The organism is Ruegeria sp. ANG10 (genome assembly GCF_040705255.1).
Classification (GTDB): Bacteria; Pseudomonadota; Alphaproteobacteria; order Rhodobacterales; family Rhodobacteraceae; genus Ruegeria.
In genome coordinates, this window is the sequence record NZ_JBFCVU010000002.1 from 470,950 (window position 1) to 489,702 (window position 18,753).

General features: G+C 58.7%; 21 protein-coding genes. 7 read left to right on the plus strand and 14 right to left on the minus strand.

The window, feature by feature from the left end; translation table 11 throughout:
- Positions 1-55: 55 nt before the first annotated feature.
- Positions 56-1,402 (minus strand): LysM peptidoglycan-binding domain-containing protein, encoded by a 1,347-nt coding sequence (locus tag AB1A64_RS06400; protein ID WP_366550644.1) that lies wholly within the window; start codon positions 1,400-1,402, stop codon positions 56-58.
- Between the two features lie 126 nt (positions 1,403-1,528).
- Here AB1A64_RS06400 and AB1A64_RS06405 point away from each other — a divergent pair, with 126 nt between their 5' ends.
- The gene (locus tag AB1A64_RS06405) at positions 1,529-2,080 is read left to right on the plus strand and encodes a TIGR00730 family Rossman fold protein (RefSeq protein ID WP_366550645.1); all 552 of its coding nucleotides are present in this window, start codon (positions 1,529-1,531) and stop codon (positions 2,078-2,080) included.
- 44 nt (positions 2,081-2,124) lie between these two features.
- Here the strand turns inward: AB1A64_RS06405 and AB1A64_RS06410 are convergent, their stop codons facing one another.
- The 3 genes from AB1A64_RS06410 to AB1A64_RS06420 form a co-directional block, all read right to left on the minus strand.
- Positions 2,125-2,574 (minus strand): host attachment family protein, encoded by a 450-nt coding sequence (locus AB1A64_RS06410; RefSeq protein WP_170349125.1) that lies wholly within the window; start codon positions 2,572-2,574, stop codon positions 2,125-2,127.
- A 207-nt stretch (positions 2,575-2,781) separates the two neighbouring features.
- Entirely contained in the window at positions 2,782-3,660 is an 879-nt protein-coding gene (locus AB1A64_RS06415) for a metallophosphoesterase (RefSeq protein WP_366550646.1), read from the minus strand.
- Positions 3,661-3,663: 3 nt separating this feature from the next.
- Positions 3,664-4,263, minus strand: a complete 600-nt coding sequence (locus AB1A64_RS06420) for a superoxide dismutase (protein ID WP_366550647.1) — start codon at positions 4,261-4,263, stop codon at positions 3,664-3,666.
- A 101-nt stretch (positions 4,264-4,364) separates the two neighbouring features.
- Between AB1A64_RS06420 and AB1A64_RS06425 the strand changes: the two genes are divergently transcribed.
- A complete protein-coding gene (locus tag AB1A64_RS06425; protein ID WP_366550648.1) occupies positions 4,365-5,126 on the plus strand; it encodes an FkbM family methyltransferase in 762 nt (253 codons plus the stop codon).
- A 100-nt stretch (positions 5,127-5,226) separates the two neighbouring features.
- Positions 5,227-5,616 carry a hypothetical protein gene (locus AB1A64_RS06430; protein WP_366550649.1) on the plus strand — a complete coding sequence of 130 codons (390 nt, stop codon included), beginning with the start codon at positions 5,227-5,229 and terminating at the stop codon, positions 5,614-5,616.
- A 66-nt stretch (positions 5,617-5,682) separates the two neighbouring features.
- On the opposite strand, the gene AB1A64_RS06435 is transcribed toward AB1A64_RS06430, so the two are convergent.
- The 5 genes from AB1A64_RS06435 to AB1A64_RS06455 all read right to left on the minus strand — a co-directional run bounded on the left by AB1A64_RS06435 (position 5,683) and on the right by AB1A64_RS06455 (position 11,583).
- On the minus strand, positions 5,683-6,111 hold the full coding sequence (locus AB1A64_RS06435; protein WP_366550650.1) for a hypothetical protein: 429 nt from the start codon (positions 6,109-6,111) through the stop codon (positions 5,683-5,685).
- A 204-nt stretch (positions 6,112-6,315) separates the two neighbouring features.
- Positions 6,316-6,882 carry a sarcosine oxidase subunit gamma family protein gene (locus AB1A64_RS06440; protein ID WP_366550651.1) on the minus strand — a complete coding sequence of 189 codons (567 nt, stop codon included), beginning with the start codon at positions 6,880-6,882 and terminating at the stop codon, positions 6,316-6,318.
- Positions 6,875-9,889 carry a sarcosine oxidase subunit alpha family protein gene (locus AB1A64_RS06445; RefSeq protein WP_366550652.1) on the minus strand — a complete coding sequence of 1,005 codons (3,015 nt, stop codon included), beginning with the start codon at positions 9,887-9,889 and terminating at the stop codon, positions 6,875-6,877. The genes AB1A64_RS06440 and AB1A64_RS06445 overlap by 8 nt, the downstream gene beginning before the upstream one ends.
- Positions 9,890-9,932: 43 nt before the next feature.
- On the minus strand, positions 9,933-10,262 hold the full coding sequence (locus tag AB1A64_RS06450) for a sarcosine oxidase subunit delta (protein ID WP_170349132.1): 330 nt from the start codon (positions 10,260-10,262) through the stop codon (positions 9,933-9,935).
- A gap of 76 nt (positions 10,263-10,338) precedes the next feature.
- Entirely contained in the window at positions 10,339-11,583 is a 1,245-nt protein-coding gene (locus tag AB1A64_RS06455) for a sarcosine oxidase subunit beta family protein (RefSeq protein WP_366550653.1), read from the minus strand.
- A 195-nt stretch (positions 11,584-11,778) separates the two neighbouring features.
- Between AB1A64_RS06455 and ccmI the strand changes: the two genes are divergently transcribed.
- From ccmI to AB1A64_RS06470, 3 genes are read left to right on the plus strand one after another with little or no spacing between them, the layout of a single operon-like run.
- Positions 11,779-12,999, plus strand: a complete 1,221-nt coding sequence (gene ccmI / locus AB1A64_RS06460; protein ID WP_366550654.1) for a c-type cytochrome biogenesis protein CcmI — start codon at positions 11,779-11,781, stop codon at positions 12,997-12,999.
- Entirely contained in the window at positions 12,996-13,460 is a 465-nt protein-coding gene (gene ruvX, locus AB1A64_RS06465; protein ID WP_366550655.1) for a Holliday junction resolvase RuvX, read from the plus strand. The genes ccmI and ruvX overlap by 4 nt, the downstream gene beginning before the upstream one ends.
- 18 nt (positions 13,461-13,478) lie before the next feature.
- Positions 13,479-13,712, plus strand: coding sequence for a DUF1289 domain-containing protein (locus tag AB1A64_RS06470; RefSeq protein WP_170359116.1), 234 nt, complete (start codon positions 13,479-13,481; stop codon positions 13,710-13,712).
- Positions 13,713-13,962: 250 nt separating this feature from the next.
- On the opposite strand, the gene AB1A64_RS06475 is transcribed toward AB1A64_RS06470, so the two are convergent.
- From AB1A64_RS06475 to AB1A64_RS06495, 5 genes are all read right to left on the minus strand, one after another.
- Complete coding sequence (locus AB1A64_RS06475; protein ID WP_366550656.1) at positions 13,963-14,691, minus strand: STAS/SEC14 domain-containing protein; 729 nt, start codon at positions 14,689-14,691, stop codon at positions 13,963-13,965.
- 34 nt (positions 14,692-14,725) lie between these two features.
- A complete protein-coding gene (locus AB1A64_RS06480; protein ID WP_366550657.1) occupies positions 14,726-15,508 on the minus strand; it encodes a hypothetical protein in 783 nt (260 codons plus the stop codon).
- Positions 15,505-16,329 (minus strand): sulfite exporter TauE/SafE family protein, encoded by an 825-nt coding sequence (locus AB1A64_RS06485; protein ID WP_366550658.1) that lies wholly within the window; start codon positions 16,327-16,329, stop codon positions 15,505-15,507. The genes AB1A64_RS06480 and AB1A64_RS06485 overlap by 4 nt, the downstream gene beginning before the upstream one ends.
- Before the next feature lie 39 nt (positions 16,330-16,368).
- On the minus strand, positions 16,369-17,394 hold the full coding sequence (gene dusA / locus AB1A64_RS06490) for a tRNA dihydrouridine(20/20a) synthase DusA (protein WP_366550659.1): 1,026 nt from the start codon (positions 17,392-17,394) through the stop codon (positions 16,369-16,371).
- Positions 17,395-17,546: 152 nt separating this feature from the next.
- Positions 17,547-18,149 (minus strand): TetR/AcrR family transcriptional regulator, encoded by a 603-nt coding sequence (locus AB1A64_RS06495; protein WP_366550660.1) that lies wholly within the window; start codon positions 18,147-18,149, stop codon positions 17,547-17,549.
- A 139-nt stretch (positions 18,150-18,288) separates the two neighbouring features.
- Here AB1A64_RS06495 and AB1A64_RS06500 point away from each other — a divergent pair, with 139 nt between their 5' ends.
- On the plus strand, positions 18,289-18,753 hold the full coding sequence (locus AB1A64_RS06500; protein ID WP_366550661.1) for a (2Fe-2S)-binding protein: 465 nt from the start codon (positions 18,289-18,291) through the stop codon (positions 18,751-18,753).

The following is an 18,753-nucleotide window of genomic DNA, read 5'->3' on the forward strand; positions in this document are numbered from 1 at the left end:
CCTGGTTTGCGGTCAGACATAGCCCCCCGCCCCTGCAGGGGCCAGAGGCAAAAGCTTATTCGGGGATCGTGAAGATTTGCCCGGGATAGATCAGGTCCGGGTCACGAATAGCAGCCCGGTTGGCCTCGAACAGCTTCACATATAGAACACCGTCGCCAAACCGTTCGCGGGAAATGGCCCAGAGCGTGTCACCCTTCTGCACAGTGACCGACCGGATCGACGGAGCATCCTCTGCTGCCTCGGAGCTGTCCGTCGCCTCGACGGCGCGCAGCACTTCGGTTGCCTCTCGTTTGAATGGCGTTTCAATACGGCTAACGACGGTACCATCCGGTGCAATCTCGTCAGCGCGCAGGGTGTAGACGCCGGGTTCGACCCCGTCCAACTCGCTGCGCCATTTGCCGTCATCGGCCGGGGACAGATCATCGACCAGCCGGTTGTCCAAATACAGGCGCACAGCCGATCCATCCGGTACCCGGCCTGTCAGCTCGACCTCGCCGGCGTCGGAGTACCCAATGGTGTCGAGTGCGATCTGTTCCGGTTCCTTCGGTTGACTTGTTGGGCCTTGTACCAGTTCAACACCGTCCTCCCCCGACCGCAGGATAGCGACCTGTTGATCCGGCGTGTCCTCGACCGGAGCCTCGGCAACTTGTTCAGTTTGTTCTTCGGCCGACGGCGCGTCAGCCTCAGCCGTGTCGGAAGAGGGCGTGTCAGTGGCAACCGTGTCGGTCGACGCCGGCTGATCGGTCTCGGTTGCCTGAGCCACTTCGGGTTCTTGCGTTGCATCCTCAGCCGTATTCGCAACAGAGACAGTGTCATCCGCAGCTTCAGGCTCGGGCAGTGCCGCAATCACGTAGTCGTCCGAGCGCACCGGCTGATCGCCCTGCGTCTCCAACGTCAAACCGCGCGCTGTATCGGCGAAGGGAAGTGAAACGAATTCGGCAAACTGACCGCTAGGATCGACCGTGAAACTATGCACCGCTTCTCCGTCCAGCAGCACGTTGACCTCGGAACCCGGTTCGGCAGAACCTGACAGAACCGTATTGCCGTCCGGTTCAACAAAAATTTGATCCAACAGCGGTTTCACAGCCGGCTCAGCTTGGGCTGCCCGGTCCTCAGTCGGAGCTTCAGGCACCGCCTCTTCCGCAGCAGGTGGGGTCGCGGCCTCGGCGCTCTGCTCATCTTCTGCGGCAGGTGGTGTGGAACTTTCGGTAGGTTGCTCAGCGGGCTCAGCGCTGTCCTCTTGGGTCTGAACTGCGACTTCGACCTCTGGTGCCGGTTCTTCCGAGTCCCCCCCGACCATACCGGACCAGTACAATCCACCCGCTCCGATTAAAACTGCGATACCGGCGATCACCCCCCAGGTGAAGGTGCCAGAGCTTCCGCTTCCCGACTCGGCGTTCATTCTTTTCCTTTCACTCCGCAGCGCAAGTGCCGTGTCTTCAACACATTCTGCCCGGCGGTTGAGACAATCTATCAATCCCGCTATCAGGGGTCAAAAGCCCAGGCACAACCCCGGAGAGCGTTCACTATGTCTCAGAAATCTGTTTGTGTGTATTGCGGGTCACGCAATGGCGCAAATTCCGCCTATTCCAAAGCCGCAAGGACATTCGGAACGATGCTGGCACAAGAAGGCTGGCGTCTGGTCTATGGTGCCGGGGATGTCGGACTGATGGGCGAAGTCGCCCGAGCTGCACAATCCGCTGGTGGCGACACGTTTGGCGTGATCCCGGTTCACCTGCTTCAGCGCGAGGTCGGCAAAACCGACCTGACCCGCTTTGTGGTCACCGAAACGATGCACGAGCGCAAAAAGGTCATGATCATGAACGCGGATGCCGTGGTCGTTCTGCCGGGCGGCCCGGGGTCTCTGGATGAACTGTTCGAGGCCCTGACATGGCGGCAGCTGGGTCTGCATGACAAACCCATTCTGGTCATGAATGTGGATGGCTACTGGGACGCGCTGCACGAGCTGGTGCAGCGCGTCATCGGTCAGGGGTTCGCGGATGAGTCGTTGGCGGATTACATCACTTGGGTTGATGATCCGGCCTCGGCGATGTCGACGCTGCGCGGGTTCCTGACCTGACCGGTGGACGGAACGCTGAGACCGCCCACCGGGGGAAAAATCGCCTAAACTGCCGGGTTCAGGCGGCTGGTTAGCAGCTTTTCGACCTTGTGCATGGGGTGGTTGGTCAGGGTCTTGTCCACCTCGGCCACGACCTTGGCCAGCACTTCGCTGTGCAGACGGCGGCGCAACAGGCCCAGCACATGCGGGCTGGCAACCAGAACCAGTCGATTGAAGGCCCCTTTTAACCCCTTGCGGTTCAACAGATTGGCGACATCCTGAACGAAAAGGGATTTGGCGTGGGTCTTCCAGTTTGGCTCTTCAACCGACGATTTCTGGTTCGGTCCGGTATCAAAACGCCGCCCGGCCCGGTCGGTGGGTCGGCTAACTCCGTCCTGTTCTTCCACCGAAACAACAACCAGATTAGGGTCTTCGGCATCAGTGATGTTCTCGACGAACAACGCCTTTTCCCCATCGGCAATGACAACCCAGGTTCCCTGTTCAAGTGCGACCATCGTGATCTCCTGTCATGTTTCTACGGCCATCCCTCAATTGCCGGGCATAGGTTTACCCTGACGCGACCAGAGGTTTCCGGCGCGTTGCCTGTGCATTTTCATATGGTTAGCGGCTCTCTCCCTCCGCCTCACCATAGGTAAGCATTATGAGGTTGTGTGCAAACCCGTCTCAGTATGAAACTTTGTTCATAGGCGGGTTTTCTCCTGTCAGGCTGACAGTTCGATCACCGTGATCTCGGGCGTTACCCCAAAGCGCACGGGCAGGATCGAACACCCGATCCCACCAGACACGACCAAATCGCGCCCGTCTTCGTGTACATGCCCATAAGCATAACGATTGCCATACTTGGATGGCACCACCGGCGACCAACCAAACAGCCGCACCTGTCCACCATGCGTGTGGCCGGACAAGGTCAGCGCCACATTATTCGGGATGTCGGGAAAGATGTCAGGCTCATGCGCCATCATTACCACGGGCGCGTCGTCGGTCACTTGCGCCATGGTTCCCGGCAGATCATCCAGACCAACAAGCTTGCCATTGCGTCTAAAGGCAAGCTGATCTTCAAGCCCGGCCAGCCAGATGCCCAAATCGTCTAGGCGCATCGCCTCGTTGGACAACACTTTGATGCCCTGCCCCTGAAACGCAGTAGCGAATTTGTTCGGCCCGCCACCACGCCGTTGGGCATCTTTATCATCCCACCAGTCGTGGTTTCCCAGAACAGCGAAGACTCCGCTGCGCGCCTCAAGCTGTCCAAGAACCGGAGCCAAATCTTCAGCTTCGACTTTAGCGGTGATGCCTTCGTAGTGGCCCACATAATCCCCTAACAACAAGACCAGATCGGGGGATAATGCATTGGTACGGCGCACAACCTGCCGGACACGATCAAGACCGACATAAGGCTCACCGACATGCAGATCAGACAGAACCGCGATCCGTAGCGGCTGCGCTGTCCAATCCTTGCGCCGCACGCGCCACTTGCGCACGCGCAACCGTAGCGAGGGCTCGATAAAGAACCCATAGGCTGCAACAAACAGGCCTGCCAGCGTGGTCGCCAGCAGGCCCTTTATGAACCTTCTGCGGTTCAAGGATTACATCCGCGATGCAACGTTTTCCCAGTTCACCAGATTGTCGAGGAAGTTCGACAGGTAAGCCGGGCGTTTGTTGCGGAAGTCGATGTAGTAGCTGTGTTCCCACACGTCACAACCAAGCAGAGCGGTCTGACCAAAGCACAGCGGGTTAACGCCGTTTTCGGTCTTGGTCACTGCCAGCGAGCCGTCAGCGTTCTTGACCAGCCATGCCCAGCCCGAGCCGAACTGACCTGCGCCGGCAGCACTGAACTGTGACTTGAATTCGTCAACCGAGCCAAAGCTTTCGGTCAGGGCTTTTTCCAGTTCACCAGGCATGGCGTTGCCAACGGGACCCATCATTTCCCAGAACTGGTTGTGGTTCCACAGCTGGCTGATGTTGTTGAAGATACCGTTTTGCGCGACTGCGTTTGCGTCGTAAGTGCCAACGATGATCTCTTCCAACGATTTGCCGTCCCACTCGGTTCCGGCGATCAGCTTGTTGCCGTTGTCGACATATGCCTTGTGGTGCAGATCGTGGTGATATTCCAGCGTTTCTGCGGACATTCCCTTGGCTGCCAGCGCGTCATGTGCATAAGGAAGATCAGGAAGTTCAAAAGCCATGTCGGCCCCCTGTTATAAATGTAAGTTGCGGTTCCCAAGGTTAAATGCTTTGACAGCCGCCATAGGTCAAGGCCCGTGACAATAAAACCCGGAGGTCCGCGATGCTGACACAGGCGCGCAAGATGTTTTACCGCGCCCGCGGGTACTATGCAGGCAGCCTGAATGGCGAGCCGTTTCATCTGGACCCCTATCATTCGAAATTCTGGCGCAAAGCCTCAGCCGGTGCGTGGGAGCCCGAAACCTTCGCCACTCTCGACAAACATCTTTCACCCGACAGCGACTATCTGGATATCGGCGCCTGGATCGGCCCCACCGTCCTTTACGGTTCCCGCCGCGCCCGGCACGTGTGGTGTTTTGAGCCCGACCCGACTGCATTCCGCTATCTGGCGTGGAATTTGGACCTGAACGATATCCACAACGTTTCGGCCTTTGGCGTGGCGCTGTCCAACCAGTTTGGCGTGGCCCGCATGGCCTCGGTACGCGGCGAGCCGGGCGATTCCACCAGTTCCCTACTGCATGACGGCACGCATGGCAGCGACGCCCTAACAATTGCATGGGATCAGTTTGAGGCCGCAAATGATTTGTCAGGCGTATCTCTGGTCAAAATGGATATCGAAGGGGCCGAGTATTTCGTGCTGCCCACTTTGACCGCCTGGCTGAAGAAGCAGCGCCCCGCCCTGCTGTTATCGCTTCACGGGCCGCTGTTGTCAGCGGATGATCGACTGGAGAGGACGAAAAATCTGTTGGATCTTTTGGGTTTCTATTCCGAGGTCACCGACGACAACTCCCAACCTACTACGGCCGAGCAACTGTTGAATCCGACCGCTCTTGCGCAATACAAAACATTGTTGTTGCGCAATTGACAGTATTCCGAAGACATTCTGGAAAATTGCCCGGAACCCCTTGTTCATTCTGTCCGTTGCTGGAATTTCCTACACCCAGTTACAAGGAAATATGAACTAAATGAAATATCTCAGCATTGTTGCTTTGGCCGCATTTTTTGCAAATGGCGCCATGGCGGAAACCGTTACCTACAACTGCAAGATGACCAAACAGGACAGCCACGGCTGGATCGCGCGGAGCTATGCCTTTCAAGTGGACGCCGAAGACGGCTGGGCAAAGGTAGCGGGCAGACCTGAATGGATCGACACAAAATACAAAAGTCGTGGTAACAAAGGTGTTCGGATGGTTTGGACCGAAACACGCCGCGCCTCTGCCGGTGGTAATTTGCGCGTCAAGTATCAGGCAAACCTGAATCCTGCTGACAACAGTCTTAAGGTTCGTATGGCTTTTGTTAGTACAAACGCCGCAAACAAACCTTACGGTGTGGGTACCTGCAGCGTTGAAAGTTAAAAAAATCCCCGGAAACCCGGGGATTTTCATTTTTTCGAGTACTCAAAACCTGCGAGCTTACAGAACTCAGGAAGCGTAAAGCGACTCGATCGTGTTTACTGAACACTCCCCAAAACCCGATGGCCGGTTCAGCACATTGGCTTGCGGAAATCTTGCGATCATGTCCAGGCGCCGTTTTTCCGGGTTCAGTGTGGCTGTATAACTTACATACGCAAGCCCGCTATTTCTGGCGGGAATTTTCATTTTCCACATGAGCCTGTATTCGCCCTTGCGGGTTGTTTTGAATTTCACATCTTTGGGCTGCTTATCCTCATAGTGATGAATGTAGGCGTCATAAGCCCGCGCACGCTTGTTTTCCGCGTCAACACTCAGGATCACACGCTCGGCGATCCATCCTTGTTCCATCCGGTGCAAGTTGCAGTCATAGGTGACGACTTCAGCTTTCGCTGTGGTTGCAGCCAAGGTCAAAGCCAGGGCGGCTATCGCTTTCTTCATCTTCTTACGCTTTCAAGTTTTACCAATAACACTAAAGCTTGCAGCCTTATCCCACTTAAAACTCAATACAATCTTAAGGAGAGGCTCCTTTTGCCCTCCCCTCATAAAAGGGTATCGAAATGCTGCGCAAGATCAAAACGATAGCAGCCGCCTTTTTTGGAGAAGGCGGCTGCTATTTGTGACTTTTCAGCGGGAATTACGGAGTCAATAAAACCCGACCTCGCTGCCGGGCTGTGCGGCAACTTTGAGCAGTTTGAACACGTAATCCGCAGCCGACCGGAAACAAACCACACGGAAGGTCTCGGCGTCGTCCATCCAGAACGCCCCCGCCACCTGCGCCAGGCGCGAGCGGCGGATTTGACCGGGCTGGAACGCCTCGACCGACAGGTCGGCCGGGGCCAGTTTGCCAACCACCTCGCGCGCGCTGGCGCCCGAGATGCGGAACACGGCCCGCGCGTCCGAGACATTGACCGCGAGTGCATGTGTGCCGCTAAGCGCGTTTGCCATTGCGGCCAACTTGGCCTCAACCTCGGCATACGGCACTAGCACTAGCAATTCGTCCGTGGACATCCAACAAACGCCGCTGTCGCCATTGACTAGCGCTTCACGCTGGCCGGGCACTTTCCGGCCTGTGGCATCCTTGATCGCCTTGGCTAGCACCTTGTCAGACAGGTCGCCGCGCAGGGTGATCATGCCCTGCAGGCCGCATTCCTCGACTTTGACAATACCATCATAGCTAGCGTGGTTCAGTGCGCTGATGGGTTCAGACATTCTGCTTCTCCCCGTCTTTGTCATAGAAGATCGGGTCCACGATCTTGGCTTTATAGGTTTTGCCATCGGTGCCTGGGAACTCGACAATCTCGCCCATCCGGTCGGTGCCGTGCTTGATCAGGCCCATGGCGATGCCTTTGCCCAGATTGGCCGAGTAATAGGTTGAGGTCACCCGACCGATCATGTTGCGTTGACCGTTGGCGTTGACGCCCTCGCCCACCGCGTAAGCGCCATCGGGAATGACGGAACCATCCACAGTCTCAAGCCCCACCAGTTTCCAGCGGTCAGGATCGGCCATATGGCTGCGCGAATGGGCGCGCTTTCCAAGGTAGTCCTCTTTCTTTTTGGACAGTGCCCAATGCAGCCCCAGATCCTGCGGGATCACGGTGCCGTCGGTCTCATCCCCGATCATGATAAAGCCCTTCTCGGCCCGCAGGATGTGCAGACATTCGGTGCCGTAAGGCATAACGCCGAACTCTTGCCCGGCCTCAACCAGCGCATCCCAGAACGCCTGCCCCTGCGAGGCAGGAACCGCGATCTCATAGGACAGCTCACCCGAGAACGAGATACGATAGGCACGGCAATCGAAATCGCCGATCTTGCCATCACGCCATTCCATAAATGGCAGCGCCTCCTTGGACACATCCATGCCGCCCAGCTTCTCCAAAACCTTGCGGGCGTTGGGGCCGACAACGGCAACCTGCGCGTATTGCTCGGTCACGTTGGCAACATAGACTTTCCAGTCCCACCATTCGGTTTGTAGCCACTCTTCCATATGGCCGTGGATGCGTTCCGCTCCGCCGGTGGTTGTGTGGCACAGCCAGGTATCTTCGTCGATGCGGGCAACAACGCCGTCGTCGATCAGAAAGCCATTTTCCGAACACATCAGGCCATAGCGGCATTTGCCAACCTTCAGCGTGGACATCATGTTGGTGTACATCATGTCCAGGAACTTGCCAGCGTCCGGGCCTTTGACGATCAGCTTGCCCAGCGTCGACGCGTCCAGCAGGCCGAGGTTTTCGCGCGTGTTCTTGACCTCGCGGTTCACTGCATCATGCACGGTCTCACCGGAGCGGACATAGGCGTAAGTCCGGCGCCAGTGGCCGACCGGCTCCCAATCGGCGCCGTTCTTGTCGTGCCAGTCGTGCATTGGAGTTTGACGGATCGGTTGGAACACGTCACCCCGTGCCTCGCCACCAATCGACCCCATCGAGATCGGGGTATAAGGCGGGCGGAACGTGGTGGTGCCGACCTTCGGAATCTCGGACTCCAGCGCATCAGCAAGGATCGCCAGGCCATTGATATTACTCAACTTACCCTGATCCGTTGCCATGCCCAGCGTCGTGTAACGCTTGGTGTGTTCAACGCTTTCATAGCCTTCACGCGCCGCCAGTTGGACGTCAGACACTTTGACGTCGTTCTGGAAATCCAGCCAGGACTTCATGCGCAACTGAACCTCGGCATTGGCGGGCATCAGCCAGACCGGCTCCATCGCGGCCTCGGCCGTGGTTTCGCCAAGTGGTGCCTTGGTGTTCTTGGGTTTGAAACCTGCCGCTTTTGCCGCAGCTTTACCTGCTGCCTGTGCGTCTATCAGAACATCGCCCAGTGCCAGCGGACCGTTCGAAGCGCCGGCAGCCACGACAAAGCCTTCCCCATTCGCGCCCAACGGCGGACGTTCGGGGTCAGGGCGGAAATGGGCGTTCGCGTCGTCCCAGATCAGCTTGCCACCGCAATGCGACCACAAATGAACGACCGGAGACCAGCCGCCCGACATGGCAACGGCATCGCACTCAACCTCTTCGCGAGCACCGCCGATACCTTCCTGATTGCAGATCGCGACCTTTTTGACGCGCTTGCCACCTTTGACTTTGGCGACGGCTTTTCCGGGGTCCACCCGGATACCGAGCTGACGCGCTTCTTCGGCCATCGGACCCGCAGCGGCGCGTGCATCTATCACGCGCAGGACGTCCACCCCGGCCTGTTTCAGGATGATCGCGGTGCGATACCCATCGTCATTGTTGGTGGCAACGATCACGCGCTCGCCCGGGGTGACACCCCAGTTCACCACATAGTCGCGCATGGCCGAAGCGAGCATCACCCCCGGAACATCGTTGCCCGCGAAAGACAGCGGACGTTCAATTGCACCGGTTGCGGTCACAACCTGTTTGGCACGGATGCGCCACAGGCGGTGGCGTGGACCCTGGATGCCCGGAGTATGGTCGGTCAGACGCTCATATCCCAGCACATAACCGTGGTCATAGACACCCGCGCCCATGCAGCGCAATCGCATGGTAACGTTGTCCATTGTTTCCAGTTCGGAAACTAATTGATCCACGAACTTATCCACAGGCGCGCCATCAACGGTGCCACCATCGACCGGAGCGCGACCGCCCCAATGGGCTGTCTGTTCGATCAGCATCACCTTGGCACCGGACGCAGCAGCCGCCTTTGCGGCCTGCAGACCGGCCACCCCACCGCCGATTACCAGAACATCGGTGAAGGCATAGAAGTGCTCATAAGTGTCCGCATCGCGATTGTCTTTGTCGGGCGCTTTGCCCAGACCGGCCGACTGGCGGATGAACGGCTCATAGACGTGTTTCCAGAACGGCTTGGGGTGGATGAACATCTTGTAGTAGAAGCCAGCCGGCAGAAAACGCGACAGATGCGTGTTCACCGCCCCGATATCAAATTCAAGGTTCGGCCAGTGGTTCTGTGAAATCGCGGTCAGACCGTTGAACAACTCGGTCGTAGTGGCGCGCTGGTTCGGCTCGAACCGGTTGCCCTGCCCCAGACCGACCAGCGCGTTCGGCTCTTCTGCGCCGCTGGCGACAACGCCGCGCGGGCGGTGATACTTGAACGACCGGCCCATCATCATCTGATCATTGGCCAGCAGGGCCGAGGCGAGCGTATCGCCCTCATACCCCTGCATCGAGGTACCGTTGAAGGTAAAGGTGACCTGTTTCGACCGGTCAATCAGCCGGCCTTGTTTTGCGAGACGGGTGCTCATGTTGCGGACCTTTCGCAGGCGGAATTACGGGTGGTGGCGCGGATCATTCGAATTCTCTCCACGTCCAGCCGGGGCGCTTGGCCGAGATGGCATCCTTGATCTCTTTCGGAGGTTCGGTGACTTGTGCGGAATACGTACCAAACACCTCAAGCGTCTGGGTGCAGCGCGCAGCGTGGAACCACTTGCCACAGCCATTTGCGTGGCGCCAGCGTTCCAAATGAACGCCTTTGGGGTTCTCGCGCATGAACAGGTAGTCGTGGAACTCGTCATCGGACGAGCCCGGACCGAAACGCTTCAGATGCGCCTCGCCACCAGCGGCCAGTTCGGTTTCTTCGGCGTCGACGCCGCAATACGGGCAATTCAGGATCAGCATGTGTTCATCCTTTTGGCGGTCGGTCGGCGCAATGGCCGACCTGAATTCTGTTTGTGGGCAACCTCGGGCAACGCCCTTAGTGCGCCACCCCGGCGGCGACGCTTTCGTCGATGAAGCGGCCCTCTTTGAAACGATCCAGCGAGAACGCCTCGGTCAATGGCGAATGGCCCGTGGCCATCAGCTGTGCCATCCCCCAGCCGGACCCCGGGATCGCCTTGAAACCACCGGTACCCCAGCCGCAGTTGATGAAGCAGTTATCCAGAGGTGTTGTCGACAGGATGGGCGAGCGGTCGCCGGTCATGTCCACGATACCGCCCCACTGGCGCAGCATCTTCAGGCGCGAAATCATCGGGAAAGTCTCGACCAGCGCGCGCACGGTTTCCTCGATGTGGTGGAATGAGCCACGCTGGGTGTAGTTGTTATAGGCATCGGTGCCGCCACCAATCACCATCTCACCCTTGTCGGATTGCGACATGTAACCGTGGACGGTGTTGGCCATTACGACCACATCCATGCAGGGCTTGATCGGCTCAGAAACCAGCGCCTGCAGGGCAATCGCCTCAAGCGGCAGACGGAAGCCTGCCATCTCAGCCAACTGACCGGAATGACCCGCAACCACGATCCCCAGCTTTTCGCAGTCGATCGCGCCTTTGGTGGTGTCAACGCCCACAACACGGCCATTTTCAGTGCGGACGCCTTTGACTTCGCATTGCTGGATGATGTCCATGCCCATGGCCGAACACGCACGGGCATAGCCCCACGCCACAGCGTCGTGGCGCGCGGTGCCGCCGCGTTCCTGCCACAGCGCCCCCAGAACTGGATAGCGCGGACCGTCGATATTGATGATCGGCACCAACTGTTTCACCCGCTCTGGCCCGATCCATTCGGTCTGTACGCCCTGCAACGCATTGGCGTGGGCGGTGCGCTGATAGCCGCGAATTTCGTGCTGGGTCTGCGCCAGCATCATCACACCGCGGGGGCTGAACATGACGTTATAGTTCAGGTCCTGGCTCAGATCCTCGTAAAGATCGCGCGCCTTCTCATAGAGGGCGGCCGAAGGGTCCTGCAGGTAATTCGACCGGATGATGGTTGTATTCCGACCGGTATTGCCACCACCCAACCAGCCTTTTTCGATCACGGCGACGTTCTGGATGCCGTAATTCTTGCCGAGGTAATAGGCGGTCGCCAGACCGTGCCCCCCTGCGCCGACGATGATCACATCGTACCGCTTTTTCGGTTCGGGCGAGCGCCACGCACGCTCCCATCCGGTGTGATAGCGCAGGGCCTCCCGCGCCACAGCAAAGGCTGAGTAATGTTTCATAAGCGAATCCATCCGGTTCGGTGATTGGCGCAGATATGCCGTGCGCGAACACTTTACCCCTGCCGCACAGCGCCACAATATCGAACTATTGCGACATCCGCCCTTTTATTGCGACATGACGTCCTCTCGCGGCCATTTGTCCCTTTTGTCGCCCCGCCGAGAGGTCTAAGTCAGGGCAGCCACATCGGAGAAACCATGTCGTTCCTGGTCGTCACCATTCTAACCGCACTGCTGATTGCCCTGTTCCTGGGCTTTTCCCTGCTCCGCAGCCGCAAAACGCGTGAGCCTGCGGCGGCATATGATCTGCGTGTCTATCGCGAGCAGCTGGCGGGTGTGGACAAAGACCTAGCCCGAGGCGTAATCGGCGAGGCCGACGCAGACCGGGTCCGCACGGAAATCTCACGTCGCATTCTGGCCGCTGACGCGCAGATGCAGGCCGGGGTTGATCGCGCCGGGCCGCCTCGCTGGGCCAGCGTTACCGCCTTTGCGGTCATCGCGCTTATCGTCGTGGGCGGTGCGATCTGGATGTATCGCCAGATGGGTGCCGCAGGGCTGCCGGATCAGCCCTTGTCGCTGCGGCTGGAGCAAGCCGAAGCTCTGCGTGCCGAACGCCCCAGCCAGGCCGAAGCCGAAGCAGCCGCCCCGCCCACACAATTGCCGCAGCTGGATGAGAGTTATGCCAATCTTCTGAATCAGTTGCGCGACACAGTTGCAGCACGCCCCGATGATCTACAGGGCCATATCCTGCTGGCCCAACACGAGGCGAATGCAGGCAATTTTCCCGCCGCATACGCAGCCCAGCAACGTGTGATCGAGCTGTCTGGCGACGATATCCCCGCCGATGCCTTTTCACATCTGGCCGAGATGATGATCCTGTCCGTGGGCGGCTATGTCTCGCCCGAGGCCGAAGAGGCGTTGAGACAGGCGCTGAAACGCGACCCGCGCCATGGGCCTGCGCAATACTATCTAGGACAAATGATGGTTCAGATCGGGCGCCCCGACGTTGGATACCGGGTCTGGGTCGATGCACTGCGCGATGCCCCTGCCGGCGCGCCCTGGGCCAACGCCATTCGGGCACAGTTGGACGAACTGGCTTTCCGCGCCGGGGTATTCAACGCGCCTGAAATACCTGCCGCCCCCGGCCCCAGCCAGGGTGACGTCGACGCCGCAGCCGAACTGACACCGGAAGAACGGCAAGAGATGATTAAGGGCATGGTCAACCAACTGTCTGAACGTCTGGCCTCTGAGGGCGGATCGCCCGAGGAATGGGCGCGTCTGATTGCAGCCCTTGGCGTTCTGGGCGAAGGTCAGCGGGCCATCGACATCAAAAACGAGGCGATGGAAGTCTTTGCCGGAAATGCCGATGCGATCGAACTGATCGACGCCGCCGCATTGCAGGCCGGAATAGCGCAATGATTCACGACGCGTTCGAAGAATTTGCTGCCGCCCTGTCGCCTATGACCGCGCTGATGGGTCTGGATCTGGGCGAAAAAACCATCGGGGTCGCCGTCTCGGACCGGATGCGCGGTGTGGCCAGCCCGTTGGAGACCGTGCGGCGCAAAAAATTCACCCTGGATTCCGCGCGGTTGCTTGAACTGATCGCTGACCGCGAGATCGGCGGCATCATTCTGGGTCTGCCGAAAAACATGGACGGAACCGAAGGCCCCCGCTGCCAATCCACCCGCGCCTTTGCCCGAAACCTGTCGCGGCTGACCGACGTTTCCATCGGGTTCTGGGACGAGCGGCTGAGCACGGTTGCGGCCGAAAAGGCACTGCTTGAGGCGGATACGACACGAAAACGTCGCGGACAGGTTATCGATCACGTCGCGGCTGGTTATATTCTGCAAGGGGCGCTGGACAGGCTGCGCTTTCTTTAGTTGCGACGGGATACGGCAATGACGAACATGGTTTGGAAAAGGAACGAGGTCGAAAGCCCCTGTATCCAGATCTGCGTCGTTCACCCGACCGAACGTATCTGTACCGGTTGCTACCGCACCATCGATGAAATCTCGCGCTGGTCTAAAATGGACAGCAACGAGCGTGCTGAGATCATGGAAAACCTGCCCTCACGCAAACCCCAGCTGACCAAACGCCGGGGTGGTCGTGCCGCACGCCTGAAAAAGTCTTAAATTCTATCCAGATCGAGGACATGGTCTGAATCTGCGCCGCTGCAGGTTGGTCTGAACTTCGAGGGGGATCAAGTTCGAACACTTGTGGTGAGTGAGTGGCAACCCACAGCGACGCGCTTCAGTTTTCAGGTTCCTCCGAAGTGGTTACGCGGAAGAACAAGGCATTGCTAATCGTTTTTTGACCATTCAATCAAGAAAAACAAAGCCTGACCCAGCATGACCTTACGTAAGCGTTAGGTTAAATCTTGGCCTAACCGGCAGCCAGCCAGGATTTGGCATTTTCGATATCCTCAGATGCAAAGAACTGAGTTCTCGTGCCCAGAACATGACTGGCCGCCCGTTGCGCCATATGTTGCCACGTTTTGTCCCCAACGATGGCCGCGCGATCCAGCATCCCGGCATGTTTCCGAACCAGTTTGAAATGCGATGCCAGCGCTGACAGACCCTGCCAGCCGTCGAATTCCCGCAAGTCGATCAACAGCCGGAACCCCTCCTTGGTCTGCAATAAGTTATCGAGATCCGCTTCCGCGCGGCTGAATTCGTCGGGGTCTAGCTTTCCCAAAAGGCTGATCTGAATGCACGGCCCACCCAGATCAACCACGTGAATCGACCCCAAGGATTCGCGCATCCAGCGTCGGGCGGCCTCCAGTTCGGAAAGGGCAAAGACTTGCACCGGGCATGGCAGGATCGGGGCAGCCAGGCGGATACTGGTCTTTACCCAACCCTGATCCGCCGCCACGCCAATGCGATCAAATCCGCGCCAGTGGCTCAGCCCCAGCTTTGTATCGGCCCAAGCGGCACTCAGATCGTAACCCTTGAATTCCGGCTGAACGACGGCCAGCAGACGCACGTTGTCATGTTCGGTCAATGCGGCCTCGATCGCGGGCACCAGAACCTCGCTGTAATCAGTGCTGGTCACCTCGCCGGACAGTTCGACTTCCAGCAATGCTCCGTCCGAATTCCTGTGGACCGTAATCATCAAAAAACCTCCAAATCCGAATAATGGCAGGAGGTTAGGCGGATTCGATCCATTCGGCTACTCCCCCGGCGCACTCGGGGCGGAAATAGGCGATCATGCGTCCATCCGCCCCGGCCGAGGCATTGGCGCCCCATGGGGCCACCCCATGCAGGCAGTGACGGTGTAACAGGTAGGCCTCACCGGGTTTGGCGGGCAATTCGATGCGTGGGCAAGTGTCGAATACTTCGCGGCGCGCAGCCTGATACGCCTCGGTTATATCCACCTGATGCAGACTATTGCGTGGGTGCCCGTCCAGCGCGTGTTTGAACGCGGCGCGCAGGATTTTATGACTGCCTTCCCACAGCACCATGGGGGCGGCATCAATACTGGCATCGTTCAGAGGAATGCCCAATATCCACGCATGCGGCTCATCCACCCGCCGCCGCCGATCCGGTCCCATCGGCCGCAACCCGTCCACATGTGCCGCGTCCCGCTTTAACCGATACTGCCCGGCGCTGGTGCTTTCACCCTGCCGCGGGCGTGGATAGCCGGGATAGATGACCGAGACCTGCCCCTTGTGCAGCGGCAGTTCTCCGTATTGTTCGGTGATGAAGTCCATGGCTCGGCCAGACAACACACCTGACTGCCCCACCCTGCCCTGCGGGTCATTGTCCAGCGCGTCGACGCCAATAAACCACGTCCCCTCACAATCCAGCCATTGGGCATGGGCCGGATCAGTGACAGACGCGCGGGCAGCGGGCAGCGCGTGCCCTACCCACTCGGCCAGCGCTGGATCGAAGGGGAACCTGACCCAACCTTTTTCGTAAAAATCACTCACAGCCCCAGTGCTTTACGCAGCATGTTCAGGGCGACCAGCGTCAGGAACACCGCAAACACTCGTCTGAGGGGTTTGGGATCCATCGCATGAGCCAGCTTTACCCCCCAAGGCGCGGTGATTGTCGTCATGGTGACAACGACACCAAAGGCAATCAAATTTACCGCCCCAATAGTCAGTGGCGGGCGGTGTTCCGACGGAACGTCCAGAAATAGAAATCCCAAAACGGAAGGCACCGCGATAATCACGCCAAAACCGGCGGCTGTTGCCACGGCGCGGTGAATGGGCGTGTTGTAAAGGCTCATCAATGGCACGCCGAAACTGCCGCCTCCGATCCCCATCAACACCGAAAGAAAACCCACCGGAGGCGACAGTACGGCACGTTTGATCCCTTTGGGCATGGCGTCACCCAACCGCCATTCAGATTTGCCTAGCCCAAGATAGGCCCCGATGACCATCCCTAGCACCCCGAACAAAATCTGCAGGACCTCGGTCCGCAGCGCCGAGGCCACCAGAACGCCGATGATCGCCCCGACCGCAATCCCAGGCCCCCAGCCGCGCAGTATATCCCAATCCACCGCGCCTTTCTTATTGTGCGACAACACGGACCGGAATGAGGTCACGATGATCGTCGCCAAAGAGGTCGCCAGACACAGCTGCATCAATTGCGGGCCGCCATAGCCAAGCGTCTGAAACGCATAGAAAAAGGCCGGAACCAGCACGATGCCCCCGCCAACGCCCAGCAATCCGGCCAGCACACCGGCCAGCGCCCCGATTACAAGCAAAAGGCCCAGCATCTGGGCCAGCAACATTGTCTCGGGCATCTTCCCCCCATAGCGGCCTGTGGCCGTATCTTGATCCGCTCAAACCTCGACCAGAGGCGCCACGCGCTCCAGTGCCTGTAACATTACCTCGGGGCCTGCGCCCTCGTGCACCGCGCCTTCGGACAAGGCCCGCCGCCAGGCCCGCGCACCGGGGCGACCGGCAAACAAGCCCAGCATATGACGAGTGATCTGGTGCAACCGGCCCCCTTCGACAAGGTGAGCCTCGACATAGGGAACCATTTTTTGCACAACTTCGACAGGATCAGCCGCCTGCCCGGTGCCGTAGATCAGCGGGTCGGCTTCCGCCAAAATGTCGGTCGGCTGATGATAGGCCGCGCGGCCGATCATGACGCCGTCCAGCCCTGCTTCAAGATGCGTTCGCGCCTGATCCAGAGAGGTAATTCCCCCATTGATCGAGATATGCAGATCGGGAAATGCCGCCTTCATCCGGTGAACCAGATCATAGTCCAAAGGCGGAATATCACGGTTTTCCTTGGGGCTGAGGCCCTGCAACCAAGCCTTACGCGCGTGGATCGTTACCCGTTCGCAACCGGCGGCGCGGATTTGGTCCAGAAATGTTGGCAGAACCTCTTCGGGGTTTCGTTCATCCACGCCGATCCGGCATTTGACGGTCACGTCAACATCCACAACCTCACCCATAGCGGACACGCATTCGGCAACCCGGCCCGGGTCTTTCATTAAGACCGCCCCAAAAGTGCCCGACTGCACCCGATCCGAAGGGCAGCCGCAGTTCAGGTTGACCTCATCATAGCCCGCCTCGACCCCAAGTCGCGCCGCCTGCGCCAATTCCTTTGGATCGGACCCGCCCAGTTGCAGCGCAACGGGGTGTTCTTCCGGGCTGTATCTCAGCAAATGCATCGCCCCACCGCGCACCAACGCTGGGGCCGTGACCATTTCCGTGTAAAGCAATGCCTGCCCACTGAGCAGCCGGTGCAGATAGCGGCAGTGCCGATCCGTCCAATCCATCATAGGGGCAACGGACAGACGGGCCGCACGCCTAAGTCCATCCCCTTTTGGGGCTGTGTTTTCTGCTAAATTCGACATACTTTCCGCGCCCGCCTAGGCCTTGTTCCTCAGGGGATCATTTCAGAACAGCCCTGTAGCACTATTTCGGGATCGAGTGCCACTCGGAATGCCAAATTGTCAGTTTCGTGACCAATCTCAGCCAGGGCGGATGATACGACGGGTTTTGACCCTCAAACCGCATAACGGCTGATCATCATTTCGACGCTGTTTTCGATGGTTTCGGCCATTTCGGCCTCGCTCAGCACAGACCCGGTGAACAAAAGGGGCCAAAATGCGCGCGCCTTGATCAGGCCGATGAATTCGCGCCCCGCCTGTTCCGGATCGTTGATCTGCAACTGCCCGTCCTCGACTGCATCCCGCATCATGCCAATGAAGGCGGCGGTTTTATCCAGCTTACCCTGAGCCGCCGCTGCCAGTTCCGGGCTGCGCAAGGTTTCGCTGATAATCATCCGGGACATCGCCATCACATCCGGCATCATCAGGATGCGCCCTTCGGCCCAGGCCAGTTCGGTCAGTTGCTCGCGAATATCACGCCCTTTTTCGTACCGTATCTCGACCACTTCGGCAAAGCGGCTGGACAGTTCGATCACAATTGAGCGAAACAGGTTTTCCTTGCTTTCGAAATACTTATACAGCGTACGCTTAGACACCTCGGCCTGCGCCGAGATGCGATCCATGCTGGCCGCGGCAAAGCCCTTGTCCTGGAACTCGGCCACAGCGGCTTCGATGATCTGCGCGTATTTGGTCGCATTCGGTGCGCTGCATTCGGTCATGTCAGAGCTATAGACCTATTGACCGGGGGCGGTCAAATCCTAGGTAAACGCAGGAGTTTACAAGGGCGGATTTCTGTGCAAATAGTAAACGCGCCAGTTTACCGACTCAGGTAACCAGCCCAACACGGAAGGTCCCCTCATGGCACTGACATTAAAACTGAATGGCGAAACCCACACGGTTGACGCCGAACCCGGCACCCCTCTGCTGTGGGTGATCCGGGACGAACTAAAACTGACCGGCACCAAGTTCGGCTGCGGCGTCGCCTCGTGCGGTGCCTGTACCGTGCATCTGAATGGCGAGCCCGTACGCTCGTGCCAGACCTATGTCGAAGACGTTGAAGATGCCGAAATCACCACAATCGAGGCCGTCGGTAAGGACAAGATCGGCGCCGCCGTTCAGCAGGCCTGGGTCGAGTTGGACGTTGTTCAGTGCGGCTATTGCCAGTCGGGTCAGGTGATGTCGGCCGTTGGGCTGTTGTCCGAAAATCCCACCCCATCCGTCGAAGAGATTGACGATTACATGCACGGCAATGCCTGCCGCTGCGCCACCTATCAACGCATCCGCGCCGGCATTCAGCGCGCGTCCGAAATTCTGGAGGCCTGA